Source organism: Pontibacter populi, assembly GCF_019336435.1.
Classification (GTDB): domain Bacteria; phylum Bacteroidota; class Bacteroidia; order Cytophagales; family Hymenobacteraceae; genus Pontibacter; species Pontibacter humidus.
The window spans coordinates 103,182-130,063 of record NZ_JAHWXQ010000004.1 but is presented as its reverse complement, the minus strand read 5'-3'; the positions used below and the strand labels follow the sequence as shown (position 1 = coordinate 130,063).

Genomic DNA, 26,882 nt, shown 5'->3' with positions numbered 1-26,882 from the left:
TTTATAGTTTAGATTAGCTCAGGAAAGCATTCAGCATCCAGAGTGTTTTTTCGTTCTCGTTAATGTCTTCGCTCAGCAGGCTTATAGTTCCTTCGTCGCCGGTTTCAGCGGCCAGGCTCATGATCTCGCGTTCCAGGTTAAGTATAGCGGTCAGGTTTTGATGCGTAGTGTTGATGGTGTCTTTGTCGCTGCTTAGGTTGGCAGCCTCTTTTATAGTTGACACGCGCAGGTAATCTGAGAAAGTATGCAGCGGTTGCTGGCCTACAGTTAAAATGCGCTCTGCAATGGCATCGATGCGCGTTAAAGCGGTATTGTATAGTTCCTCGAACTTGGCGTGCAGCTGGAAGAAGTTTACCCCTTTAATGTTCCAGTGAAAGCCACGCAGGTTCTGGTAATACAAATGATAATTGGCCAGTAACTCATTCAGCTTGTCAGCTATCTGTTTAGAGTCTTCTTTCTGCAATCCTATATTTGTCAGCTTTGTCATAGTTCTTATAGTTTGAGTTGTTGTTCCTTTTGATGTGTTACAAAGGTCTCCTTATTAGCCTCATAAATCAAATTGATTGTTTTTATGATTTGATAGCTTTAAACTATAACGTACCTTTGTAGCTAGCTATAGAACATTTACTATATGTTGGTCATCTAAAACTCTTTGCCCCATGACACTTGTACAACTAGAATACCTGATTGCCGTGGATACTTACAGGCATTTTGCTACAGCTGCAGAGAATTGCTTTGTAACGCAACCTACTTTAAGTATGCAGCTACAGAAGCTGGAAGAAGAGTTGGGCGTGCAGTTGTTTGACAGAAGCCGGGTGCCGGTACGTCCGACAGAAGTAGGGAAGGAGATAATTGCGCAGGCGCGTATCGTACTTGCCGAGTCAAAAAAGATACAGGAAATAGTGCAGGACCAGAAACAGGAGCTGAGCGGCGAACTTAGAATTGGCGTGATACCTACCCTTGCACCTTACCTGATGCCGCTTTTTATTACAAACTTCCTGGAAAAGTATCCGCAGGTAAGAGTGGTGGTGCAGGAGCTCCTGACAAATGAAATTGTAGAGAAACTGAACCACGAGCAGCTGGATGTTGGCCTGTTGGTTACGCCCCTGGAGAACAAGACTATAAAAGAACTGCCCCTGTTTTACGAAGCCTTTATGGTATATGTAAACCCGAAGCATGCACTGGCAAAACAAACCGAAATAGATCCTGCAGAGTTATTGCCGGATGACTTGTGGGTTTTGAACGAAGGCCACTGTTTCCGGAGTCAGGTGCTCAATATCTGTAACCGTGGTGGCAAACTTGGAGGATCGGAAGGGGCAAACCTCGACTATAGAAGCGGCTCCCTGGAAACCCTGAAACGGATTGTAGAAACACAGCACGGCTTAACGCTATTACCCGAACTATCCGTGCTGGAAATGCCCGAAGATAAAAAGCGCCTGGTACGACCATTTAAAGAACCCAAGCCCTTGCGCGAAGTAAGCGTGGTGGTGCATAAAAGTTTCCTGAAGAAGAAATTAGTAGAAGCACTGCAACAGGAAATTATAACCTCCATACCCGCAACTATAGCTAACCGCAAAAAGCAGCAGGTGATTGCAGTAAGTTAGAAAGTTGAGAAGTTAAAAGTTAGAAAGGAAGGGTCTTTATAACATGGTTGTTGGCCGGAACTATAGAAGAGGCCAACAAGTCTCACCTTTGAAGGGGGCAGAGTGATGACCAGCAGCAACTATAGAACGATAGCGTAAACTGCACACTCGCTCGCGTCCCGCGAGTGTGAGCTACAGGTGGCGTCCCGCCACGTCAATCGTAACAAGTATAAACTATAGTTAAGTAGCGAGAATCATAACTATAGATGTAAGCGGCCAGAGTCCGAAGGTAACTCACACTCGCGGGACACGAGCGAGGGCAAGGCAATTGTCCCCTTAAGGGGACTACAGGGGTGTTGATGCCTTAACTATAAAACTATAGCTCTAACTATAGCAATAGCAAAGATTCCCCTCTCGGGAGGGGTAGGGGTGGGTTAAAACGCGAACTATAGAATTGTGCCTCTAACTAAAGTAAAAGTCTTACCTCCCTATTACCAAGATACTTTCAGGATGACAGATGAAAAAGTAACCTACAGGCTCCCCGTCTTGGATTAGGGGGGCTGGGGTGGTTGGACTAACCGCAACTATAAAACTTTACCTTCAACTATAGCAATCCTTTGTCCTGTGAATTCTGGTTCAGACAATTCCTGTCCCTGCCGGGCCAGTTGAGTTACAAACTCAACACCATAATTAGGCACGGGTTGTAAACCCGCGCCAGTGGAGAAGCTAAACTATAGAACTATAGGCATAACTATAGCAATAACCCCAATCCTGAAAATCCATTCATCCTGAAAATCCTGATTCAGACAAACAATAAAGGCTGCCCTGTTAAGAGCAGCCTTTATTTATAAAGTAAAGTTAAATCTAACTTAAGCGGTGATACCGGCTTTCTGAAGAGCCTCTACCATTGCTTCACCGATCTCAGCAGGGGAATCTACCACATGGATACCGTTCTCACGCATGATCTTCATTTTAGCAGCAGCCGTATCGTCAGCGCCACCAACTATAGCACCCGCGTGGCCCATACGGCGACCTGCAGGAGCAGTCTGGCCAGCTATGAAACCAACTACCGGCTTTTTGTTGCCACTCTCGCTGATGTACTTAGAAGCCATTGCCTCGTAGTTACCACCAATTTCACCGATCATCACGATAGCATCTGTCTCAGGATCTTCCATCAGTAACTGAACCGCATCTTTTGTAGGCGTACCAATAATCGGGTCACCACCGATACCGATAGCTGTAGAGATACCTAAACCGGCTTTCACGATCTGGTCAGCAGCTTCGTAAGTAAGCGTACCTGACTTAGAAACGATACCGATACGACCTGGCTTGAACACGAAACCTGGCATGATACCAACCTTCGCTTCACCTGGCGTAATTACACCCGGGCAGTTTGGTCCGATAAGCGTTACATTCTTAGACTTGATGTAGTTTTTAGCAGCTACCATGTCTTTTACAGGAATACCTTCTGTGATACACACGATCACTTTAATACCAGCATCAGCAGCTTCCATAATAGCATCAGCAGCAAAAGCCGGCGGCACGAAAATGATAGATACATCAGCACCTGTTCTTTTTACAGCTTCTTCTACCGTGTTAAAAACCGGCAGGTCTAAGTGGTTGTTACCACCTTTGCCTGGCGTAACGCCACCAACAACGTTAGTGCCGTACTCGATCATCTGAGATGCGTGGAAAGAACCTTCAGAACCTGTGAAGCCCTGTACGATCACTTTCGAATCTTTATTTACTAAAACACTCATGTGTATCTTATTTAGTTGTGTATAACCGTCTAATAATAAGGATGTGCAAAAATAGGCTTTTTTATGGCGCGTACAAAAAATAGTTAAAGCTAATATAAGCCATCTGCTGCAGTTAAACGGAACGAAGCAGAACCGCGTTTACGTTGCAACTATAGTTAAGGGTATAGGCCTCTGCGGTAGCCCTGCTGAAAACATAATTTAATTTACTTACCTTTGCACCGAATTCAAAAATACCTCACATGAAGTATCTGGACCATATAACCGAAGCGATCGGTAACACACCTCTTGTAAAACTTAATAGTATTGCAAAAGAAACAAAGGCCACCATCCTGGCTAAAGTAGAGTACATGAACCCGGGTAACTCTGTAAAAGACCGCATGGCGATCCGGATGATTGAAGACGCTGAAAAAGCTGGCATTCTGAAGCCCGGTGGCACCATTATAGAAGGTACATCCGGTAATACAGGCATGGGCCTTGCGCTGGCAGCTATTGCCAAAGGCTACAAGTGTATTTTTACGCTTTCTGATAAGCAGAGTAAAGAGAAAATGGACATCCTGCGTGCTGTAGGTGCCGAAGTTATAGTTTGCCCTACCAACGTAGCACCGGAGCACCCGGATTCATATTATTCGGTAGCCAAACGCCTGAACAAGGAAATTCCAAACTCGTTTTACCCGAACCAATACGATAACCTTTCGAACTGGCAGGCGCATTACGAAAGCACCGGCCCGGAGATCTGGGAGCAGTCCGAAGGTAAAGTAACCCACTTTATTACAGGTGTAGGTACTGGCGGAACGGTAACAGGTATCTCTAAATACCTGAAAGAGAAGAACCCGGCTGTACAAACGATTGGAATTGATACCTACGGTTCAGTTTTCAAGAAATATAAAGAGACCGGTATTTTTGACGAAAACGAGATCTACTCTTATGCCACAGAAGGCATCGGCGAAGATATTTTGCCAAAGAACGTAGATTTTGACCTGATCGATCAGTTTATAAAAGTAACGGACAAAGACGGCGCTGTTATGACGCGCAGACTGGCCAAAGAAGAAGGGCTTTTTGTAGGCTGGTCTTCAGGTACAGCTATAGTTGGTGCCCTGGAGTATGCCCGCGAAAACAACCTGACAGAAAAAGATGTGGTAGTAGTGTTGTTGCCAGACCACGGTACGCGTTACCTTGCCAAGATCTATAACGACGAGTGGATGCGCGCCCAGGGGTACATCGACTAACTATAACTTTAACAAAGAAAAGCCCGTTCACTCTTGTCCGGGCTTTTCTTTTTTGTATTTTTAGTACTATAAAATACAGTATTACCCTGTAAGCATACTATTTTTGCATATCAGGGATCTCGTTATTAACTTAGCCGTATTAAGGTAGTGCGAGCAGCGTTACAGCCTTGTTAAACTGTTGCGGTAAAACCTTATAATTTTATATTTGTTTATTGTTGCATAGTAGTAGGGCCACTGGCTCCGGACTGCACAATGCATTTCTGGCAAAATATTAGCTAGATTCTTTTGCCTGGAACTGCACTTGTTTTGGGCAACTCAATATTACTAATGAAGAAACTCTCCGGCATACTGCTCATTGACGATGATGAGACCACAAACTTTCTGAACCAGCGCCTGCTGGACAGAATGCAGGTGACCGAACATATTCATATTTTCGTTAACGGCAAACAGGCCTTCGATTACCTCTACAACATCAGCAATAATAACTACGACCCGGGTAACGCCGGTTATTTTAAGCCTGAACTGATATTCCTGGATATTAACATGCCGGTAATGGATGGTTTTGAGCTGCTGGAACTATACGATCGCCTTGATACCGAATTCAGAAAGGGTATAGTTATGGTGGTGCTGACAACCTCCACGCACCCACAGGACACGGATGCAGTGACTAAATATGCTGCAGAGTATATTACCAAGCCACTTACCGCCGACAAGCTGGATAAACTGATGCGGAAATACTTCTCAAGTAAACAAACCGACAAAGTATAGTTGAATTTATAGTTGTAATCTAGGTGGGCCCTGTAGTTGCAGGGCTTTTTGTTGCTGCTAAAATGAGAATCCTACACCGGCTTTAGACTTTATTGCCAGGTTAAGCAATACACCAATCCCCGCCAGAAAAAGTCCGATTCCGATAAGCTTTTCCATGTGGCTGATTTTGCCGCGCGTTTGTTTATACAGGTTGCCGCCAAGTGCGCCGAGTGCAAAGGCAGCTATCAGGGGCAGGCAGCGGCTCCAGAGTACATTGCCCAGCAAGAAGTGTGTAATGAAACCGGTAAAACTGGTGATAACAAGGATGAACAGGGAAGTGGATGTGGCGATCTGCGGAGGTATCCTGAAAAGCTTTATCATCATAGGAGTTTGCACAAAGCCACCGCCAATGCCAAACAAGCCGGCCATAATACCGGATGCAAAACCCATCGTAGACACCACACCGCCATTTAACCTGTAAGCCAGGTGCTTGGCTTTATTTTTCCGGATAAATGTTGTTGGTACACGCCGCATACGGTACATCATACCGCCGTGGCTGTTAGCATCCTGTCTCGTCGGGATAACCATTGCAAAGCCGACAGCTATCACAAAAAGCGCAAAAATGAGCTGCAACTTAAATACTGGCAGAAAAGCAACCATAAACGCGCCCAGCACCGTGCCAACTATAGCCGGAATCTGAATTAAAGTGCCCACCAGGTAATCAATGGTTTTGTCGCGGAGGTTGAATACGGAGGCGATAAACGACGCCGGAACCAGCGCAGCCATCGTTGACCCAATCGCGATCTCGATGTTATACCCGAAGAAGATGATAAGAATCGGCACCATAAAAACCCCGCCACCAAACCCGATGACAGTACCGAATCCACTGACAAGTATACCAATAAAGAAGATAAGCAATTCTTCCATGTGCAGCCGTGCGCCAGGCAACGGGTTTAGTTTATGATGCTGTTACAGGTACGAACGAAAACGTATCGCCGTTAAATAAACCTTTGTCGCTGAGTTTAAGTGATGGAATAACGAGCAGCGCCATAAACGAAAGCGTCATGAAGGGCGATGCCAGATTGCTGCCCATGTCTTTGCTCATTTTATCTATAGTTGAGTACGCCTCCGCTACCTTATAACCATCCTCGGCAGACATAATTCCGGCAACCGGCAAGGGCAATAATTGTTCCTTTTCGCCATCTACTGCCGATACACCACCTTTTGCACTGATAATCAGATTTACAGCCCGAACTATACTTTCATCATCCACGCCAACAGCAATAATGTTATGCGAATCATGACCTACTGACGAAGCGATAGCGCCAGACTGCAAACCTAAGTTCTTGATGAAGGCTACAGCAGGTTCAGCCTCTTCATAACGGTTCACCACCGTCATTTTCAGCACATCATTCGCCACATCCGAAACTATAAAACCATTGTCTACTTTAGGTGCCACTATACCTTCCTTCGTTATCAGCTGTCCGTCAAAAGCTTCGATCACGCGTATCTTGTGCGCATCTGCCGCGGGAATTCTGAATTGGTCTATAGTTTTAGGGCTGGTGTTGAAGTTGTTTATAGTTTCGCTCTCTGTAAAAGCAATATTCGACTTTCCGTTTTCAGCTACTATCTCACCGTTAATGTAAGTGGCCAGTACGTCGAAATTATCCAGGTTGTCTACAACTATAAAATCGGCCGGGTCGTTTTCGCGGAGCAGGCCTACCTTCATTTTATAATGCTCCACCGGGTTAACACAAGCCGCCTGCAATACGTGAAACAGGTCGTTGCCTTTTGCGAGCGCGCGTTTTACCAGCAGGTTGATGTGACCTTCTACTAAATTATCCGGGTGTTTATCATCGGAGCAGAACATGATGTTTTGGTAGTGCTCTGGCAGTAAAGGAATCAAGGCCTCAAAGTTTTTGGCAGCACTGCCTTCGCGTATCAGTATCTTCATCCCCACAGCCAGTTTGTCCAGGGCTTCTTCGGCAGTAAAGCATTCGTGGTCGGTGGTAATGCCGGCAGAGGCGTATAGTTTGGCCTGTTCGCCCATTAAACCGGGCGCGTGGCCGTCTACCGCTTTGCCGTATTTCCTGGCAAGCTCAATCTTTTCTATCACAACCGGGTCGCGGTGCAGTACGCCGGGCCAGTTCATCATCTCAGCCAGATACACGATCTCCTCGCGCTTAAACAATTCTTCAATGTCGGCAGCCGTTATCTCAGCACCTGCCGTCTCAAAAGGAGTAGCCGGTACACAAGATGGCGCTCCGAAGTAAAACTTGAAAGGCGTCTTTTTACCGTTCTCGATCATGTACTCCACACCTTTCACGCCAAGCACATTGCCGATCTCGTGCGGGTCAGAGATGGTGGCTATAGTTCCGTGTACCACTGCCAGGCGGGCAAACTCGCTGGGTACCAGCATCGAGCTTTCTACGTGCACGTGGGCATCCACAAAACCGGGTAAAATATAATTTGTGGTGGTAGTAGCTTCACGAACTATTTTAGAAATGCGGCCGTTTTCAACCTGAACTGTACCTTCAAATATTTCTTTGTTGTGTATGTCTATGATGCGTCCGGAAACAGAATAGGCTGCCTGCATGGTATCTGGTATTAGTTTATTAAATTGCCTGTAAATGGGGCTTGAACCCGTAAATTACTTTATATTTGCATTAAAGTCAGTCGTTTTGAGAAAGATAATTTCATATTTGGTGATAGCTTGCGTATTGAGCTCTGGTACACTGGCCGGGTGTAGCCCCAAATCAGCACAACAGAAAAAAACGGCTAAATACCAGAAAATGAGCAAGCGCGGTAAAGCTCCCTGCCCTTGCGATTCCAATTAATACTTACCCTGTTTTTATGAAGAAAATCGTGATCGCGTTAGATGGTCATTCCTCGTGTGGTAAAAGCACAACGGCCAAGCAGGTGGCAGCCGAACTGGGTTACGCCTACATTGATACCGGCGCTATGTACCGGGCGGTTACGCTCTATTTCCTCGATCATCATATATCGCTTACCAACCCGAAGGAAGTTAGCGATGCCCTGAAAAATATAGACATCACGTTCCATTATAATCCTAAAACCGGGCGTAACGAAACCTACCTTAATGGCCTGAACGTGGAAGACGAGATACGCAAAATGTACATCTCTAACCAGGTAAGCGAAGTAAGTGTAGTGGCAGCGGTGCGCCATGCTATGGTAGCGCAGCAGCAAAAAATGGGCAAGCGCCGCGGTGTGGTAATGGATGGTCGCGATATTGGTACTGCCGTGTTCCCGGACGCGGAAGTGAAGATATTTATGACTGCCGACGTGGACACAAGAGCCCGACGCAGGCAGCAGGAGTTGCTGGTGAAGAACCAGCTCGTGAACCTGGATGAAATAAGGGAAAACCTGAAGAAGCGCGACCATATTGACTCAACACGGGCTGAGAGCCCATTGCGCCGCGCCGAAGATGCCGACCTGCTGGATACCTCGCACATGACGATTGACGAGCAGGTGGAGTTTGTGATGCACAAAGTGGCATCTAAGTTGCTGGAACAAAAGTATAGTGTAGAGCAAGACTAAACAGTTCAGATAATGACGATCACCATAGATAAGAATTCAGGTTACTGCTTCGGAGTAGAGTTTGCCATACAAATGGCAGAAGACGAAATGGAGCATGTAGAAGAACTATATTGCCTCGGTGACATAGTACATAACAGCATGGAAGTGCAGCGCCTTTACCAGAAAGGCCTTCGCGTAATAGACCGCGAAGAACTGCGCAACCTCCGCGATTGCAAAGTGCTGATACGCGCACACGGCGAACCGCCTGAAACGTACCAGATCGCGCTGGAAAATAATTTAGAGTTGATAGATGCCTCCTGTCCTGTCGTTTTAAAACTGCAGAACCGCGTAAAGCATGCGTTCGATTCTATTAAAAAAGATGAAGGCCAGGTTGTGATCTACGGCCAGGTTGGCCACGCAGAAGTGATCGGCTTAGCGGGACAAACCTGCGACGAAGCCATTATAGTTACCACGGAAGAAGACCTGGATAAGATCGACTTTAAACGTCCGGTAACCCTGTTCAGCCAGACAACCAAGAGTACCAAAGGCTTTTACCATATTAAAGCCCTTATTGAAGAGCGCATTAAGCAAGCCAACCAGGACAGCACGCAACCGGAGTTTGATGCCAACGACAGTATCTGCCGACAGGTATCGAACCGCGAACCGCAACTGGCCAGGTTCTCTACCGAGCACGATGTACTAATATTTGTGAGCGGTAAAAAAAGCTCTAACGGCAAGGCTTTGTATAGCGTTTGTAAACAGCATAACCCAAACAGCTACTTTATAGAGAACGAGACCGAACTGGATCCGGAGTGGTTTGTAAATGCAAATAGTGTAGGCATTTGTGGTGCAACTTCTACGCCCATGTGGCTGATGCAGCAGGTGGCAGATGGAATTGCCAAGCTAAATGAGCCTGTTTGTTAAGTATAGAACTTATAAAGTATAAGCTTTTTACTACTTTTAGGCTTTGCTTCGGCAAAGCCTTTTTTGTGACCCCAACAACATGAGACGTATTTTTGGTTATTTCCTTAACGGACTTCTGATCATAGCACCTTTTACCATTACCGTCTGGATAGTGGTAGCCATAATTGACTGGCTGAACGACATGTTTGACCTCGGCTATCCGGGGCTGGGCATTTTGCTGATGGTGATACTCCTGACGCTGGTTGGTTTCCTGGGTTCATCTTTCCTCGTTAAGCCTTTCATTATTCTTACGGAGCGCATCTTCCATAAAGTGCCGCTGGTAGGCATCGTTTACTCCAGCATCCGCGACCTGTTCGATGCATTTGTAGGCGATAACCAGAAGTTTAACAAGCCCGTGATGGTAAAGATGAGCGAAGACTCTGACAACTATAAGTTCGGATTTGTGACGCAGGATGTGTTGGAAACTATACAAGTGGAAGATAAAGTAGCCGTCTATTTTCCGCACTCTTATAACTTCTCAGGAGAACTGTTCCTGGTGCCGCGCCACAACGTTACCTACCTGAATATACCAAGTTCCGACGTGATGAAATTCATCGTTTCGGGTGGCGTTTCGCGGTTATAGGACTAGGTATAAAGAAGGTAACTGATTATAGGAAAAGCTCTTTAATTAATATCTATAGTTAATGGCTATCGTTCTATAGTTGCAGCTACCGTTATTTTTGCTTTCTCAAAGCAAAGCAGGTTGAAGACTTGCTACACTAAACAGCCAGTATTCAATAGTTAAACTCAGTCTATAAAATCAAGATTAATCCCGGTTCAGACAACAAAATTGTATGCATGACGAATAAACTATAGATCATAAACCAGCACCCATTCATAATTCGTAATTCATTATTCATAAGTAAACAAAGTGTACCTGATCAGGGATAAATCGAAACTGCATTACCGGGTAATCGGGAATGGGAGTAAAGTGTTGCTGGCATTTCATGGGTATGGGCAAAGCAGTTTGTATTACCACCCGATGGAGCAGGCCTTAGGTAGCGATTATACGATCTATGCATTCGATCTTTTCTTTCATGGGGGAAGCCGGCTGCACAAAGACAACATGCCGCTTACCAAGGAGTTTCTGAAAGAGATGATCGGGCATTTTCTGGAGAAATATAAGATCGACCGCTTTTCGGTGATGGGGTTTAGCATGGGTGGTAAGTTTGCGCTTACCTTAATAGAACAAATGCCACACAGGGTAGAGGAACTATACCTGATTGCGCCCGACGGTATTAAAACCAGTTTCTGGTATAACATTGCCACCTACCCCGGCTGGATGCAGCAACTTTTTAAACGCACGGTTGTTAAACCGCAGCCTTTCTTCAAGTTTCTGCAGGTACTCCATAAATATAACCTGGCGCACAAAAGCCTTATCCGGTTTGCAAATTACCAGATGGACAGCACTGCAAAACGCCTGCGCGTGTACCGTAGCTGGATAGGTTTCCGGGACCTGAATTTCGATATACGGCAGATCGTACGGTTGCTTAACCACTATAAAATTCCGGTTACTATGTTCCTGGGCGAGTACGACGAAATAATATCCCCGAAGCGCGTGAGCGTATTTATGGATGCCCTGGATAAAGGCGAATTAATCGTGTTAAAGACCGGCCACTCCAACCTGATACAGGATGTAGCCGAACTGCTTCATAAGCGCAAAAGCCTGAATCTATAGTTAAGGCAACTATAGATCTGCAGCAAAGTATATATACAACTAACTATAGATTCCACCAATTTCAACATTATACTCTATGAAATACCCGAACCGCCTGATCGCTTTTAGCTTTGCTTTGATGTTAACTGGCACCGCCTGTTCTTCGGAAGGAGATAAAGAAACCAAAACTGAAAATGAGCAGGCCGAGTCCACGGCCAACAATGACGAACCAAGCGAACCAGTTGATGAAAGCCTGGCCAAAATAAAATTACCGGATGGCTTTAAGATCGATTACTATGCCAAAAATGTAGAAAATGCACGTTCTATGGCATTGAGTCCGTCGGGAGTATTATTTGTAGGCACACGCAGCAACGACAAGGTATTTGCTATAGTTGATAAAGATAAAGACGGCAAAGCAGACGAAACCATAACTATAGCTTCGGGCTTAAATTCGCCGAATGGGGTGGCTTTAAAAGACGGAGACCTGTATGTAGCCGAGATCAGCCGCATCATTAAGTTTCCGAAGATAGAGCAGAACATGCGCAACAACCCGAAGTACGAAGTAGTGTATGACAAATACCCGAGCGATACGCACCACGGTTGGAAATACATCGCCTTCGGACCGGATGGGAAACTATACGTGCCGGTTGGCGCACCCTGCAATGTTTGTAAAGAAGAGAACCCGGTTTACGCAACTATAACCCGCCTGAATGCAGATGGCACCGGCATGGAGATATTTGCGGAAGGTGTACGGAACACAGTTGGTTTTACCTGGCACCCGGAGTCGAAGGAACTATGGTTTACAGATAATGGCCGCGATATGCTGGGTGATAATATTCCGAACGATGAACTGAATCTGGCTACTAAACAAGGTCAGCACTTTGGCTTTCCGTACTGCCACGAAGGCGAGATCCCGGACCCTGAATTTGGCAAGAACCGCGATTGCAGCGAGTTTGTGAAACCGGTACAAAAGCTTGGTCCGCACGTGGCTTCATTAGGCCTGAAATTCTATAACGGTAACATGTTCCCTGAGCAGTACAAGAACCAATTGTTTATAGCGCAGCATGGCTCCTGGAACCGCTCTGAGCCAATTGGCTACCGTGTAATGCAGTTAGCAGTAGATGGTAAGGGCAACGCCTCAAACTATAAAACATTTGCCGAAGGCTGGTTACAGAACGGAAAAGCCTGGGGCCGCCCTGTAGATGTAGTGGTAATGGAAGACGGCGCACTGCTTGTTTCAGACGACACCAACAACGCCATTTATAGGATTTCTTATCAGAAATAATGATGAATTAGAAATTATGAATTGTGAATGGGATATCAGCAAAGTATGAGATCATGCTTCTGATAACTCATAATTAAGCATTCATAATTCATAATTCGAAATTAAAATACCTACTTTCGCTTCTGATGAAAGATAAAAAAGTCCTTCCTGCAAAACCGGAAAAGCACGTAATAGGCCGGCGCGAGCTGGTTGCGCTGCCCGAACTGGAAATTGAGGAGATCGAAGCCAAGATAGATACCGGTGCGTATACATCAGCCATACATTGCTCCGACATACACGAAGAAACCACCGCAGACGGTAAAAAAGTGATCTGTGTGGAATTGCTCGATCCATCGCATCCGCAGTACAACCATAAAAAACTGCGTTTCGCTGAATTCGTTTTCCGGGATATAAAAAGTTCGTTTGGCGAGGTGCAGCAGCGCTACGTTATCCGTACAACTATCGAGCTTTTCGGTGAAGTTATAGAAGCCGAGTTTTCGCTATCCGATCGCAGCGATATGAAGTACCCTGTGCTTATCGGTCGCAAGCTTTTAAAAGGCAGGTTTATAGTAGATGTTTCCCGCAAAAACGTCTCTCAAAAGTTTAAGATCAAACAAAAGCAGAAACATACCAATTTATGAAAATAGCCATTCTCTCCCGCAACCCCAGGTTGTACTCTACCCGCCGTTTGGTAGAGGCCATTGAGCAGCGGGGGCACCAGGCCATGGTCCTCGACCACCTTCGCTGCGACCTCATCATTGAGAAAGGCGACCCACATATTTTATATAAAGGAGAGCGTCTGACAGGTATTGACGCCATTATTCCGCGCATCGGTGCTTCGGTAACCTTTTATGGTACGGCCGTGGTGCGCCAGTTCGAGATGATGAAAGTGAAGAGCGCTGTGGATTCTCAATCTATCGTTCGCTCCAGAGATAAACTGCGCAGCCTTCAGATTTTGGGTCGTGCTGGGCTGGGGATGCCTAAAACTGCTTTTACAAATTACTCTAAAGAAACATCGGAGCTGGTAAAAGAAGTAGGAGGAGCGCCGCTGGTAATTAAATTGCTGGAAGGCACGCAGGGCCTGGGGGTAGTATTGGCAGAAACCAAAAAAGCATCTGAATCAGTAATTGAAGCTTTCCATAACCTGAAGGCACGCGTTATAGTGCAGGAGTTTATTTCAGAGGCTGGCGGTGCCGATATACGTGCCTTTATAGTTAACGGCGAAGTAGTGGGGGCCATGAAACGTCAGGGCAAGGAAGGTGAGTTTAGGTCTAACCTGCACCGCGGTGGTAAAGCCTCTCTTATCAAACTTACCCGTGCAGAAAAAGCTGCCGCCCTGTTAGCTGCCAAATCACTTGGATTAGGAATAGCCGGTGTCGATATGCTGCAATCCAAGCGCGGTCCGCTAATTCTGGAAGTAAACTCATCGCCAGGCCTGGAAGGGATCGAAAAAGCTACCCAGAAAGACATTGCCGGTAAAATAGTTCAGTATGTGGAAAGTCTGACCCAGACCAAGCCAAAGAAAAGAATAAAAGAGTAAATGCCCGATTCTATAGTTATCAACGGTCGCAGCATAGACCGTGGTGAAAAAGTACTGACCAAACTGGTGATCAGTAAATTACCCAGCGGCACGGTTATCGAAATTCCGGTTTACGTTTTCAGGTCGGTGCACGATGGGCCGGTGGTACTGCTGATGGCAGGTATGCATGGCGACGAAGTGAATGGCACAGAGATCATCCGCCGGATGCTTTCCAAGAAGATGCTCTACCCGCTGAAGGGAACTATCATTGCCGTCCCAATCCTGAATATTTACGGTTTCCTGAACTTCTCGAGGGAAGTGCCGGATGGCAAAGATGTGAACCGAAGTTTCCCGGGGAACAGGGAAGGATCACTGGCCAGCCGTGTTGCTTACCGCTTTATGAAGGAGGTAATGCCTTACGTAGACTATGGCCTGGATTTTCATACAGGAGGTTCCAGCCGAGCTAATTACCCGCAGATCAGGTGTGTGCTCGGCGACCATAAAAACGAAGAACTAGCCAAAGCCTTTGCCGCACCTTTCATCATGAATGCCCCTTACCGCCAGGGCTCGCTCCGTAAAGAGGCAGGTAAGCTGGGAAAATCCATACTGGTGTACGAGACCGGCGAAAGCCTGCGTTTTGATGAGAAAGGCATAAAACTGGGCATGGAAGGCACTTGCCGCGTATTACACCATCTGGGCATGACCCCGAATTGTACGGAGGCAGCAGAGCCAAGTGTGGTTTGCATGAAAGATATCTGGCTTCGTGCTAAAAATGCCGGTTTGTGGCGCACGTTTATCCAGCCCGGCGATTACGTTAAAAAAGGCCAGAACATTGGCAGTATAACCGACCCGTACGGCGAAATGGAAGTACGTATGAATGCGCCGGCAGCCGGTTATGTGGTTGGGTTAAATAATATGCCGGTGGTAAATCAGGGCGATGCGCTGGTGCATATTGCGTTTTAATTTTGGATTGATTTTAAAGCATACTCTAAGACCTCGAAGCGTGCGCCGCTCGTGCGGGTGTTAAAACAAAAGCCCGGCTATAGTTGTAGCCGGGCTTTTGTTTTATAGTTCACCTATAGTTTATACCCAGTTTCGGCGCTCGCTGAAGTGGTTGCAGCCGAACTCGGCACCTGTTATCATCTCAAAGCGCTTTGGTTGCAGGTCTGCCGATGCTTCGTGCACCAGTGGCAGCACATATGATGGGTCCATGGCATGCTGGCCGGTCAGTTCATCACACACACCAAAGTTATTGTTCTGTATCTGTACTTTAGCTGGGTCCTGCTCCCAATGATTGCAGTGATTGCATGTTGCTTCCATAGTTATGTAGGTTTAATAGTTTGTCGTAAAATATACTTCCTGTATATACTTGCCTGGCGCAGTACCGGTTTGCTATATTGGTGATTTTACGGAAATTTAGAATCAGGCTAAACAACAGGCAGCACGAGCGGCACCTATAGTTATAAAAACAAAACGGCCCTGCTAAACTATAGCAGGGCCGTTTTTATAGTTAACAGTTAAGCAATTTAACCATTAAACAATTTATAGTTTAGAATACGTAACGCACGTGCAGGGCAGAATCCCAGTAGCCACCGCCGGTTGGTATGTTAATGTATGGCTTAATGTCGGCACCGATCGTGAACGGTATGTCGCGGATGTAATATTCCAGGCCAAGAACGCCATCTATACCTACTGCCACAACGTGGTCGTCGTGGTAATGGTCGTGGCCATGCTTGTAGTAGTGGTGCCCTTCGTGGAAACCAACGTGACCACCTAAGCCATAGTACCACTGAAGGCCACTCGCATTAAAAGCCTGTGCATGTTTCTCGTAAAGCACTGTAAGAACAGTACCACGATGTCTGAAACTTGTGCTCAGAATACCTTCAATAGCTGCATCGCTCTTGATAAAATGCTTTACAGTAAGGCCCGAAGCAACACCGCCCCTGAAACCAATACCTGTTTTGTAGCCACTCTGGGCTTCTGCACTAAAAGCAACCGATAAGATCAGCGCTAGTGCAAAGGAAATTCGAATTAACGTTTTCATGAAAGGTTAAAAGTTAAAAATGTGCAACTGACAATTGTGTTGCCAGATGCCGTAAAATTAAAACATCTAACGCATAGTTAAACAAAAATTGTACGATCGGTCTACTTTTTAAATGAAGTTTTGTAGCTCTGCAGATACACAGACTTGCGAGTTCGCTTCCCGATCAGCTTAAAAAAAGAGATAAACTGCTGATCATCAAGCTTAAGCGCTTTGGCAAAAGCATCCGGCTTTTTTTCGTTCTCAAAATCGCGGATATAATGCTCGCGTACTACCTTTGCTTCGGATAATTCTTCTGCAGCTTCGATTTGTACTAATCCGGTCTTCTCCCATAGCTTTCGCCACCAGGCTACACTGTGTATAAAATACCAGTAGTTCTTGTAGTCTTTCTTCAGAAATTTCGGAACCTGCTTCAGTGTTTCTATTTCTTCGGTAAAGCACACATCAACTATAGCTATGTAGCCATTGGGTTTTACAAAGCGGGCGATGTAGGGCAGGTATTTTTCATCGGTGCCAAAGTAGGTATAAGAGTCCACCACAATTACGGCATCAAAATACTCTTCGGCAAAGGGCAGCGAGCGGGCATCGGCCTCTATAGGAATTACGTTCTCTTCGCAGCCTTCTTCCAGTATGCGCTCATAGTTGTCGCTCGCAGAAATGGCCTCGTCCACAGCCCAGACCTTAACGCCAAACTCTTTTGCCAGGAAAATAGAACTGATGGCCTTGCCACAACCCAGGTCCAGCACGCGCATGCCCGGTTTCAGGTGCAGTGATTTGGTTAGGCTTTCGAGGTTGAAAAGTACGTTTTCGCCCATCGAGTGCTTGCGCACCCATTCGGGGTCGTACTGGCTGGCTTTCGGGAAAACGTGCCGAAGGTGGCGCTGCTGCATAACTATAGCTTTAGGTGATTAGCCTTTACGCAAGGCTCTGGCTATAGTTTGCAGCCATTTTAGCTATTTTGTCAGACGGATAGATCTGGGTGCCACCTTGGTTTTGCGAAGCGGCATAGAGCATGGCTTTGGCTACATCTTCGCCAAGTATAGGTTTGTACTTGCTTAGCGGGCCAACCATTAATCCGCTCAGGGGCTTCATTATTTTAGAGGCCAGTTCTTCGCCGGTACGTTCTTCTTCGCGCTCGCCCAACAACAGAGAAGGCCTGAAAATATGCACCGTCCTGAAATTAAGGTCCTGCACATCGCGCTCCATCTCGCCCTTCACTTTGTTATAAAAGATCATAGAACCGGCATCGGCACCCATTGAGGAAACTACCAGAAACTGCGCAGCATTTTTAGCAGAGGCGAGCTTGGCCAGCTCCACCACGTAGGTGTAATCAACCTTATAGAAGTTCTCTTTAGAACCAGCCTTTTTGATAGTGGTGCCCAGGCAGCAGTATACATCGTCGGCGGCAAGCTCAGCACCATACTTTTTCAGATTGTCAAAATCTATAACCTTCTGGTCCAGTTTGGGATGGATAAGCGGCAGGTCGCGGCGACCCACAGAAATAACCTGGCTGTACCTTTCACTGGCCAGGAGCAGGCGCAGGCAATGACCACCAACCAAACCGCTGGCACCAACAATTAACGCATTTCGGGTTTTGTGCATAAGAGATGTAAGCTTATGCTGAGAATACGTTTTTGAGGGCTATATAGTCGATGTAGTATAATAATTTAACAGAGAAATTATTGTTCTGTGGTGCCTGTAAGGTCTTGTTCAGGTTTTCGATATATTTTTTCTCGACTTCTTTGCGTTCGTCTTTAATTTCGTTTTTCCAGACAACCATTAGTTCGCTGCCTGGCGCAAATCGCCAGCTATAAACAAGGTCTACATTAAAGGTGTTATAGTTGATGTTGTTAAAGCCTGAAAAGTCGTTATTCTCATCAGCAGTTGCTGCCATTAATCCACCATTCTGGGTAAGTTCATAAAATTTCTGGTACTCGGCTCTGCTCCAGTAATGGCGCATATTCAGGGTAACGCCGGTTTTCTCGTTAAAGATATAAGCTCCTGACAGGGTAGTGGTAAATGTAGTTACCGTACGATCCCCGAAAATTATATTCTTGGATTTGTTTATACCAGCATAGCCAATGTTGCGCAGCTCTTTGTTATAGTTGTTGTTGTTTATGAGCAACAGCTTATCATTTACACGGAAGCGCGGGCTGAAATTTCCCCACCAACTGAATTGATCGTAACGGCTAGATCTCCAGAAACCTGTTGATGCATCCATAGCCAGGCGTTTCCTGTAGTCAGAGCTCATCCCGATGTTGGTATCAAAGGCAGGTGGTTTAATGAAAACTCTCGGGAAGGTGCGTGCTTCGAAATAATCATAGGCATTGCCCGGGCGCAACCCAAAGCTCCAGTAAGCACTCATGAAATTACGGAAGCGCACGTTGGTACTCATGCTCATACTTGAACTCACATACTCGCGCGGCGCATATAACATGCTATGGCTCACGCTCAAGCTGTTACTCCAGCTCAGAAACTTCCAGATAGGTTGGTAAAAGTTGTAGCCGATGCTGGCACTGTTGCTGACCTCGTTGTTGTTGCTTAGAAAACCCAGATCATTTATCTCGTAAGTGTTTGACTCTACGTGATGGTTAATGCCGTAACGCAGGTTACCGCTAACCTTGCTCAGGTTCACGTTGTATTGGTGTCCAAGGTGCAGCTTATCCGGCAGTGTATCGCTGCGAACTATAATGTTATTGCCATATAACTGGCTTAGGTTACCGCCCGCACGTATGGCATAGGTATTCGTCTTATCAGCAAAGCGCAATTGTAAGCCCGATACGTTAGCATCGTAAACATCTTTGCTGCGCGTAACATTGGTATTGGTAAACGTAATAAATGAGTTGCGTGGCAAGGTTTGGTCCAGCACAAATACATTATAGTTAGTAAACGGGTCGGTGAGCACCTCGCGGGTTCCACCAGTTTCATTATCCCGGACAGTAGCATACATGTTGCGCGTAAAAGCATTTAGGATGCCAATACCTAACCCTTTTATAGTTCGGCCAGATAATTTGGCTGCATTCAGCAAACCACTGATGCCCGGATTCTCAACTATAGTTTCGGTTTTAGGAATTTGCCTGCTTATGTGGTTTTTAAAAATAGGTGTGCCCCCAATACGACGAGAATTTAATAAACCTCCTTTATTAAACAGCTCCGTGCTTTCGATAAAGAACTGGCGATTTTCCCCATACTTCACTTCAAATGGGCTTAGGTTCAGAACCTGGTTATCAGACTTCGTCTGGGTAAAATCAGGCACTAAAGTTACATCTAGCGTAAATGCATCGTTGATACCATATTTCACATCCATACCACCGCCTATAGAATGGGTGAAAGGGCTTTTGCCTTTGGTGTCGCCGGAATAATGGTTAATGTATCCTGAAACGTAAGGAGTAAACTGCAGACGCACTGGCGACTTGATACCTTCTATACCAATGGCGCGTCCTTCCTGGCTCACAAACCCCTCTACGGCGTTATTTACATGGTTCCAGTATGATTTTTCGCGGGCACGACGGATCACGCGCATAAAGTTTACGCCCCAGGTCTGTACTTCGGTTTCGGGGAAGCGGATAGCGCCATACGGGATCTTCATTTCTACTACCCAGCCTTCGGTAGTTTTTTTAGCTTTGCTGGCCCACACGGCATCCCAGTTCCAGTCTTCGCGGCCCTGCGAAAACTTTATATCCGTTTGCACACCCGCCGCCGAAACCATAAAGGCGAAAGCATTCTGCTTATCGTTATAGGTGTCCAGGTACACGGCAAACATATCAGAGTTATTCTCCCCGGAGTCGCGCCCGCCAAACTGGGTAAGTATAGAGTCCGGAGCAGTATCGTATAGTTTGGCACCAATGTAAACCGCTTCGTTATCATAAAGCAGGTAAACTTCCGTGTCCTGAGACGATGGCTTGCCGTTATGCGGGTCGTAGCGTACAAAGTTTGTAGCAGGAGCTACCGTTTGCCATACCTCGGGCTCCAGGTAACCATCCAGCACAGGAGCTTTGGTAGCGCGTGCGGCTATGGTTGTTTTGCGTTTCAGCTCCGTGGCTTCGGGCTCTTTGTTTTTGTCGGTTGCTGTGGCAGTACCGGTTAATAAAGTAAAAGTTAAGGCAAAGGCGAGATAGTGGTATAGCATTATAGTAACGACGCCTGACGAGAGCGCTGCTGTAAAAGGTTATCAGTCTGGTTTATAGTTAGTGTTGCGGAGGTAAGACGTGGCTAACGCCTGAGTTTAATGTAGTCTTCAAAAATCTCGACCTTGCCTGCTTTGTACAGGTTGCCAATCGCTCTTTTAAACATCTTTTTACTCGCGCCAACTATACGGTAAATATCTTCCGGGTCACTCTTATCAGACAGATTCAGGGTGCCGTTCTGTTCTTCAAGCAATTGCATGACCTTCGCGGAGGTTTCATCCATTTCGCTGAAGGTATCAGCATCCGGTTTGCGCAGCGTTACATCTATTTTGTTATCCGGGCGGATGGTTTTGATGTAGCCGGGTACCTTATCCCCGATCTCCAGGTCTTTAAAAACCTCGTTACGGTAGAGGAGGCCTAAATAGGTGTTGTTGATGATCACGTTATAGCCAAGGTCGGTATAGGCAGCAACTAGCAGTTCTACCTGCTCACCTTCTTTCACCTGGATATCATCGTTCTGCAGGTATTTGTTGATCTTTGCAGTGCCAACTATACGATCCGATGCATCATCTAAATACACATACACGCAGTACTTACGGCCGGGTACCATTTTGTCTTTCTGGTTATTGAGCGGTACCAGCAGGTCTTTCTCCAGTCCCCAGTCCAGGAAGGCGCCGAAGCTGGAAGTATCTTTACATAACAATCCCGCAAATTGACCCACTGTAGCAAGCGGTGTAAGGTTTGTAGCGATTACACGATCTTCGGAGTCACGGTACACGAATACACGCACAAAGTCGCCTACTTTAGCGCCTTCTGGTAAATACTTTTTAGGAAGCAGTATATCGCCGTCTTCAGATGTTAAATAAACCCCGAAGTCTACTTCACGAGCTATCTCGAGCTCGTTGTAATTGCCTAAATCTACCATGTGCGTGTTGTTGTATAAGTGCTGTTCTACAAATCTAACAAAAAGCCAAACGCTTTAAAAGCTGAGAACCTGCTAAATAGGTATGGGGCGTATATTTCGGATAAAGTATAAGTTGGAGTGGGTTAAGTGTAATAATAAGGGTGAAGTTGGGTTTTATTGACTTTCTGGATTGATAAGACCTAGCAGTGTGCGCAGCTCCTGCTAGTGTCTGGGTTATAGTTCTTCTTTAGTCATTTCGAACGCAGAGAGAAATCTATCTCAGCTTATAGTTTGCTACTCTGCACTCCGAACCTAGCCTTTTCTTCTATAGCTACTCCAAATCTTGGGAGCTCTAGGTACCTATCGTTCTATAGTTAGCTTTGGTGCCCTCACGGCCGGGAGGCCCCGTCTTCGGGCATCGCGCGGTGTACATTTCTTTTGTTCGTTCCTCACAATGCCTCACGGCACCAGAAATCTACAAGGCGCTCCACCCAAAGACTGATACGTTTCTCATAGCTACCTGAGTCTATAGTTTGAACCGTTCAGCTTCGAGATTGATCGTAGTAATAGTTGCAAAGGGACAGGTAAACCTGTCCTGCTCGTGGGCTATAACTATAGCTAATTCAGATTTCTCCTTTCGTCGAAATGACAGTTGTAAAGGAGTAGTTGAAAAGTCCCCCTTGGAAGGGGGCAGGGGGATGATAAACAGAAACCATAAAACTATAACTCAAACTATAGCAATGACAGAATTGTCACCTTGAGGACAAGAGAGAACGAGAGTTCGAAGCTTGCAAGCAGCGCTCAACAGGGGTGTTATCACACCAATTATGAAGCTATAAATTAAACTATAGTATAGGCCACAAAGCTCCCCGCCTTAGACAATGAGGGGATAAAGGGGTGGTTAGACCAACCGTAGCTATAAAACTATAGCCACCAACTATTACAAAAGCCCATTCCTGAAAATCCTGATTCAGACAATTCTTATCCCTGCCGGGCCAGTTGAGTTACAAACTCAACACCAAAGTAAGACACGGGTTGCAAACCCGCGCCAGCGAAAAAATAACTATCAAACTATAGACCTAAAACCCACAAACTTTAGAACTATAGCTACCAACTATAACTGAAAATTCCCCTCTCGGAAGGGGCAGGGGTGGGTTAACCCCTTCTCTTATTTTTAGGGATAAAGTAAACAAAGAAGGCAGCACTGCAAAGTGCTGCCTTTTTAAATCTATAGTTGTAAAACTTACTTCGCTTTTGCTTTGGCAGGAGCTTTTCTGGCTGTTACTCTTAAGCCGGTTTTGCTGCTGCGGCTTTTCTCATCTTCACTCTCCATAATATCCTCGGGCCTGGCTATCATTCCAATCGATAAACCATCATCGCCTAAGAAATGCTCTATGTGGTGACAGCGGTCCTCTGTTTTGATCAGGATACCTTCCAGTAGTGCTTTGGTGGCGAAATCTTCGTGCTGCAAAGCCAGTTTTATGGTTTTGCGTAACTCTATAGCTATCGTTTTCTCATCGTCCATGTCCTTGGCCAGCATTTCTCTTATCCTGAAAACACCTTCTTCTTCATGGTCTATATACGTAAGTTCCAGTTGCTTCTGTGGGTGGCAGGTAGGGCAGTAGCCCATCACGGTCAGGCGTTCGGCAATCGCATCATACTGCTCGTGCAGCTGGGTGTAATGGTCCTCAAAAAACAAATGCAGATCCCTGAACTGCGGGCCTTCCACCATCCAGTGGTGCTTGTGGTACTGGTTAAATAGTGTAATAAAAGATGACAGGTGGCGGTCCAGTTCACGGGCCATAACCTTCGCTGTATTATCTGATAACCCAACCGGGTTCCCTTCATATTCTGATTTTTCTCTTAGTTTTTCCATAGGTATAGTTTGTAATGCTATACCTATACTTACCTCGAAAAGCACAAAAAGGATATGCTAAACCTTACTTAAACTCTGCCACGCCAGGGCGCTCAAATCGGAAATCGGTAAAATCGTAGTAGGGGCGGGATGCCTCGTAAACCTTAAAGCTGCTGATGTCTTCGTTAGCTGGCAGTCGAGGGTAAAAGCTTAGTAAGATCTGTATCGTGCTGAAAGACAGGTACTCGTTACGGAACCGGAAGCCAATGCCGTAGCCGGTATAAGGTTTGTTTTTAAAGGGGCTAGTTTTGTTGCCAGCCGATAACCAGGCCACATCCGCAAAAGCTACCGTTGCCAGTTTAAAGCCTAAAAAGGAAAAAGGTGTGTAGAGGTTAGCTTCATAGTTAAGCGTAAGACGCTTGCTTCCTCTAAGTAACTCAGAGCTAAAGCCGCGCAAACCTTCATTGTTATTGATAGACAGCAAATCCTCGGGGTTACGGTTCAGGCCAAACGTAGCCCGTGTTTGCAGGTAATGGCGTAGTTTCCAGTTGCCATTTTCGTACAGCCTGGTAAAGTATAACGATTGCAGCTGTAACAGGCCCTGCTGCCAGCTTCCATCATTTATAAACGAACCGTATGTTACATTGCCATACAGGTAGCCAAAGTGTTGCCGGTACCTGGCAAAAGCGAACGAAGCCCCCAGGTAGCGGCGGTTTGTTAAGGTGCCTTCTTCATAGCCGGTAGTAACGGAAATAATACTACCAGCCGGTATATCTTCTGTGCGTCCAAAACCAAACAAGTAGCGGTCTTTGTAATATTTACGCACACTATAGCCAATGCTGCCCAGGTATAGTTGGTTGCTCTGGAAATTATCGGTAGGGGTTGTTTTATAATTGGTATCGATCACCCGCAGACCTATAATCATGCGGCCGCGTGGCTCGTAGCCCAGGTTATAGCTTTTAAACTTAAAGGCACGTCCAAACCAGGCATCGCGGCGGGTATAGGACAGGTTACCAAACCGCGGAATAGTATCGGTGCTGGTTGGCGGAAGCAGGATGCGTTCTTCTATCTGGCTAATGCCTGCGGCACCTGCATAGCGTGTGTTGGTGGCATAAAAATCCCGTTGCAGGAAGGCACTCTTTTCCTGGTAATAGTTTTCGTTAACATACGCTATGTCAGCAGTTATATAAGACCTGCCAATGTTCTCTATACTATAGCGGCCGGCAAACTCCCAGGGGCGGGGCTTGGCCTGGTTAAAACGGTAAGAAAGTTCTGGCTGATGGCCCAATCCTAAAAAGTTGAGTTCCCGCACCGTTAGCCTGCCAGCTCCCGACGAAGGTGTAAAAGACCCGGACCCGCCCAAGCTAAAAACGTCTTTCGTAATCACGATCACGTCCAGGCTGTCTTCAGTAGTGGTTTGCTCATTTACAATAATGCGGGCATCCAGGATATAGTCTGTCTGGCGCAGTAAACGTTCCGATTCTACAAGCGCCAGTGGCTCCAGCACTTTATACTGCTCAAAAAGGAGCTTGTTCCGGATCAGGCTTCTCTTGGTTTTTGCATGAAAGACATTGCCGGTTTTCTCCAGCCAGTTCGCAGGTTTCCGGGTGGTATCCTGTATAGAGTAACCAAAAGCATCCAGCGGAATAACGCGTATGCTGCGCACGACTTTATAGTTGTGGCGTTCAAATTCCCGCTCTATCAGCTCGGCATCCAGGTTTAGAGCGGCTTCGCTTTCAGGTGTAAAATCCAGCATAGCGCTAAGCAGCTTCCCCATTATCGTTTTCCGCTCCGACAACTCTTTCAGGTTGCGCATCACGCGGTCTTCAAAACGTGCGGTATCGGAAACTATAGTTGTGTCGGGCTTGGTGACAGGCTTTTTCTGGGCAATTCCATCTATAGTAAACAACAGCAACAGGCCCAGCAAAAACATGCGGAGCACGAAGCTATAGTTTGGGCGAAAACGGTGCATAAAATTACTCAGGTAGCTTAGGGGGCAGGTTAACCTTCTAAAGATAACGTTTTTTAGATGCACAACAGATACGCGCTTTCCTTAAAATGGATTTGCAGCGTTTGCAGTTAGATTGTGTGCTAAATAATTTAGTATTTTTGGCTATGTTGATAAACATGTTTATAAGTTTTTGCTAAAACTGTTAGGCGGTTTTGAGATAAAGTTTTACCTTTAAAACGCTAAAGCAGAAAAGTATACCCGGAATGGACGATAGAATAACAGAGAAACTAAAGATATTAGCAGATGCTGCGAAATACGATGTTTCGTGTTCATCCAGCGGTGGTAAACGCAAAAACGAGAACAAAGGCCTTGGTAACGCCGAAGGTATGGGCATTTGCCATAGTTATACTGAGGACGGCCGCTGTGTTTCGTTGCTGAAGATATTGCTTACCAACCACTGTATTTTTGATTGTGCTTACTGTGTTACCCGCAAGAGCAACGACATTAAACGTGCTGCTTTTACGATGCAGGAAGTAGTGGACCTGACTATAAATTTTTACCGTCGCAACTATATCGAAGGGCTGTTCCTGAGCTCTGGTATTTTCTCGAACGCGGATTATACTATGGAGCGCCTGGTGCGCATCGCCAAAAAACTGCGACAGGAAGAAAAGTTTAACGGCTACATTCACCTTAAAACTATACCGGGCGCCAGCGAAGAGCTGATTAAAGAAGCCGGTTTATATGCCGACAGGTTAAGCGTGAACATTGAGCTGCCATCAGAGAAGAGCCTGATAGCGCTGGCACCGGAAAAGAACTATAGCGAAATACTGTTGCCGATGAATAACATAAAGCAGCAGTTGGTACAGGCGAAAGAAGAGAAGAAACTGTTTAAATCGGCCCCTGCATTTGCACCGGCCGGCCAGAGTACGCAGCTTATAGTTGGCGCTTCGGCAGAGAATGACCAGCAGATATTACAGCTTTCGAGCCAGCTCTACAAAGACTATAGTTTAAAGCGTGTGTATTATTCGGGATATGTGCCGGTAAGCTCAGACAGCCGATTGCCAATTATTACAGAGCCGCCAATTATTCGTGAGAACCGGATTTACCAGGCTGACTGGCTGATGCGCTTCTATGGCTTTGATGTAAAGGAAATACTGGATGACAGCAATCCGCACCTGGACCTGGACATAGATCCGAAACTGAGCTGGGCACTGCGCAACCGCCATGTGTTTCCAGTGGAGCTGAACACGGCGGACTATGAAATGGTATTACGTGTACCGGGCATTGGGGTGAAGTCGGCGAAAAAGATCGTGTCGGCACGCAGGTTTGCTTCGCTCAACTATGAGCATTTGCGCCAGATGGGGGTCGTGCTGAAGCGGGCAAAGTATTTTATTACCTGCCAACAAAAAAGCCTGCAACCGTACGACTTTGACTCGCAGCGCATCCGGAATAAGATTTTGTTTGGAGATGGAGCCGTTCGGAGTCCGTTGCTGACCCAGCAGCTGGACCTGTTCAGGCAAGTGGGATGATAAACCAATATAACTATGGCACAGAAGTATAAAAGCCCTGTTGCGGACTTAGAATCAGAAACAAAAAAGATAAAAACGATTAAAGTAAAAGTCATGAGAAAGAACAACAAAGTTGCCCGCGTATCCTGCTATTGCAAACTGAACATGTTAGTACCTCACCTGCAAAGAATGCAGGCCGAGCGCAAACAGGAAAAAGCCCGTAGCAACAACCAATAAACT

24 protein-coding genes and 1 pseudogene are annotated in these 26,882 nt (G+C 46.1%); 13 read left to right on the top strand and 12 right to left on the bottom strand.

The features are described 5' to 3' along the window. Positions 1-13 precede the first annotated feature (13 nt). Positions 14-487, bottom strand: coding sequence for a Dps family protein (locus KYK27_RS14440; RefSeq protein ID WP_199110819.1), 474 nt, complete (start codon positions 485-487; stop codon positions 14-16). Positions 488-659: 172 nt separating this feature from the next. Between KYK27_RS14440 and KYK27_RS14435 the strand changes: the two genes are divergently transcribed. Beyond that, the gene (locus KYK27_RS14435; RefSeq protein ID WP_199110817.1) at positions 660-1,604 is read left to right on the top strand and encodes a hydrogen peroxide-inducible genes activator; all 945 of its coding nucleotides are present in this window, start codon (positions 660-662) and stop codon (positions 1,602-1,604) included. 848 nt (positions 1,605-2,452) lie between these two features. On the opposite strand, the gene sucD is transcribed toward KYK27_RS14435, so the two are convergent. After that, positions 2,453-3,343, bottom strand: a complete 891-nt coding sequence (gene sucD, locus KYK27_RS14430; RefSeq protein ID WP_199110816.1) for a succinate--CoA ligase subunit alpha — start codon at positions 3,341-3,343, stop codon at positions 2,453-2,455. A gap of 239 nt (positions 3,344-3,582) precedes the next feature. Here sucD and KYK27_RS14425 point away from each other — a divergent pair. Beyond that, positions 3,583-4,566: pseudogene (locus KYK27_RS14425) on the top strand (PLP-dependent cysteine synthase family protein); the annotation flags it as partial. Positions 4,567-4,896: 330 nt separating this feature from the next. Continuing rightward, the gene (locus KYK27_RS14420; protein ID WP_199110812.1) at positions 4,897-5,337 is read left to right on the top strand and encodes a response regulator; all 441 of its coding nucleotides are present in this window, start codon (positions 4,897-4,899) and stop codon (positions 5,335-5,337) included. 57 nt (positions 5,338-5,394) lie between these two features. Here KYK27_RS14420 and KYK27_RS14415 read toward each other — a convergent pair whose 3' ends face one another. Continuing rightward, on the bottom strand, positions 5,395-6,243 hold the full coding sequence (locus tag KYK27_RS14415; protein ID WP_199111123.1) for a sulfite exporter TauE/SafE family protein: 849 nt from the start codon (positions 6,241-6,243) through the stop codon (positions 5,395-5,397). A 31-nt stretch (positions 6,244-6,274) separates the two neighbouring features. Further along, positions 6,275-7,912 carry an adenine deaminase gene (gene ade / locus KYK27_RS14410; protein WP_199110810.1) on the bottom strand — a complete coding sequence of 546 codons (1,638 nt, stop codon included), beginning with the start codon at positions 7,910-7,912 and terminating at the stop codon, positions 6,275-6,277. Positions 7,913-8,169: 257 nt separating this feature from the next. Between ade and cmk the strand changes: the two genes are divergently transcribed. The 8 genes from cmk to KYK27_RS14370 all read left to right on the top strand — a co-directional run bounded on the left by cmk (position 8,170) and on the right by KYK27_RS14370 (position 15,219). Then, positions 8,170-8,874 carry a (d)CMP kinase gene (gene cmk, locus KYK27_RS14405; protein ID WP_199110808.1) on the top strand — a complete coding sequence of 235 codons (705 nt, stop codon included), beginning with the start codon at positions 8,170-8,172 and terminating at the stop codon, positions 8,872-8,874. A gap of 12 nt (positions 8,875-8,886) precedes the next feature. Further along, positions 8,887-9,777 (top strand): 4-hydroxy-3-methylbut-2-enyl diphosphate reductase, encoded by an 891-nt coding sequence (locus KYK27_RS14400; RefSeq protein ID WP_199110807.1) that lies wholly within the window; start codon positions 8,887-8,889, stop codon positions 9,775-9,777. 79 nt (positions 9,778-9,856) lie between these two features. Then, positions 9,857-10,399, top strand: coding sequence for a DUF502 domain-containing protein (locus tag KYK27_RS14395; RefSeq protein ID WP_199110805.1), 543 nt, complete (start codon positions 9,857-9,859; stop codon positions 10,397-10,399). 288 nt (positions 10,400-10,687) lie between these two features. Then, the gene (locus KYK27_RS14390) at positions 10,688-11,494 is read left to right on the top strand and encodes an alpha/beta fold hydrolase (RefSeq protein WP_199110803.1); all 807 of its coding nucleotides are present in this window, start codon (positions 10,688-10,690) and stop codon (positions 11,492-11,494) included. A 76-nt stretch (positions 11,495-11,570) separates the two neighbouring features. After that, on the top strand, positions 11,571-12,758 hold the full coding sequence (locus KYK27_RS14385; RefSeq protein WP_233150457.1) for a PQQ-dependent sugar dehydrogenase: 1,188 nt from the start codon (positions 11,571-11,573) through the stop codon (positions 12,756-12,758). Positions 12,759-12,883: 125 nt separating this feature from the next. Further along, positions 12,884-13,378, top strand: a complete 495-nt coding sequence (locus tag KYK27_RS14380) for an ATP-dependent zinc protease (RefSeq protein ID WP_199110801.1) — start codon at positions 12,884-12,886, stop codon at positions 13,376-13,378. Then, positions 13,375-14,277 (top strand): 30S ribosomal protein S6--L-glutamate ligase, encoded by a 903-nt coding sequence (gene rimK / locus KYK27_RS14375; protein ID WP_199110800.1) that lies wholly within the window; start codon positions 13,375-13,377, stop codon positions 14,275-14,277. Before KYK27_RS14380 ends, rimK begins: the two co-directional genes overlap by 4 nt. Beyond that, entirely contained in the window at positions 14,278-15,219 is a 942-nt protein-coding gene (locus KYK27_RS14370; protein ID WP_199110798.1) for a succinylglutamate desuccinylase/aspartoacylase family protein, read from the top strand. Positions 15,220-15,339: 120 nt separating this feature from the next. On the opposite strand, the gene KYK27_RS14365 is transcribed toward KYK27_RS14370, so the two are convergent. The 8 genes from KYK27_RS14365 to KYK27_RS14330 all read right to left on the bottom strand — a co-directional run bounded on the left by KYK27_RS14365 (position 15,340) and on the right by KYK27_RS14330 (position 25,155). Further along, positions 15,340-15,576 carry a hypothetical protein gene (locus KYK27_RS14365; protein WP_199110796.1) on the bottom strand — a complete coding sequence of 79 codons (237 nt, stop codon included), beginning with the start codon at positions 15,574-15,576 and terminating at the stop codon, positions 15,340-15,342. 229 nt (positions 15,577-15,805) lie between these two features. Continuing rightward, positions 15,806-16,300, bottom strand: a complete 495-nt coding sequence (locus KYK27_RS14360) for a hypothetical protein (protein WP_199110795.1) — start codon at positions 16,298-16,300, stop codon at positions 15,806-15,808. A gap of 101 nt (positions 16,301-16,401) precedes the next feature. After that, on the bottom strand, positions 16,402-17,187 hold the full coding sequence (locus tag KYK27_RS14355) for an SAM-dependent methyltransferase (RefSeq protein WP_199110793.1): 786 nt from the start codon (positions 17,185-17,187) through the stop codon (positions 16,402-16,404). 25 nt (positions 17,188-17,212) lie between these two features. Continuing rightward, a complete protein-coding gene (locus KYK27_RS14350; RefSeq protein ID WP_199110791.1) occupies positions 17,213-17,899 on the bottom strand; it encodes an oxidoreductase in 687 nt (228 codons plus the stop codon). 13 nt (positions 17,900-17,912) lie between these two features. Next, positions 17,913-20,426, bottom strand: a complete 2,514-nt coding sequence (locus tag KYK27_RS14345) for a DUF5916 domain-containing protein (RefSeq protein ID WP_199110790.1) — start codon at positions 20,424-20,426, stop codon at positions 17,913-17,915. 83 nt (positions 20,427-20,509) lie between these two features. Further along, the gene (locus KYK27_RS14340) at positions 20,510-21,349 is read right to left on the bottom strand and encodes a S1 RNA-binding domain-containing protein (protein WP_199110788.1); all 840 of its coding nucleotides are present in this window, start codon (positions 21,347-21,349) and stop codon (positions 20,510-20,512) included. Between the two features lie 1,222 nt (positions 21,350-22,571). After that, positions 22,572-23,204 (bottom strand): Dps family protein, encoded by a 633-nt coding sequence (locus tag KYK27_RS14335; RefSeq protein ID WP_199110786.1) that lies wholly within the window; start codon positions 23,202-23,204, stop codon positions 22,572-22,574. 64 nt (positions 23,205-23,268) lie between these two features. Beyond that, a complete protein-coding gene (locus KYK27_RS14330; RefSeq protein ID WP_233150456.1) occupies positions 23,269-25,155 on the bottom strand; it encodes a hypothetical protein in 1,887 nt (628 codons plus the stop codon). A gap of 242 nt (positions 25,156-25,397) precedes the next feature. Between KYK27_RS14330 and KYK27_RS14325 the strand changes: the two genes are divergently transcribed. Next, positions 25,398-26,663, top strand: a complete 1,266-nt coding sequence (locus tag KYK27_RS14325; protein WP_199110784.1) for a putative DNA modification/repair radical SAM protein — start codon at positions 25,398-25,400, stop codon at positions 26,661-26,663. A 93-nt stretch (positions 26,664-26,756) separates the two neighbouring features. Beyond that, positions 26,757-26,879: a hypothetical protein gene (locus KYK27_RS18455; protein ID WP_262901898.1), complete on the top strand. Its 123-nt coding sequence runs from the start codon at positions 26,757-26,759 to the stop codon at positions 26,877-26,879. The last annotated feature ends 3 nt before the right edge of the window (positions 26,880-26,882 follow it).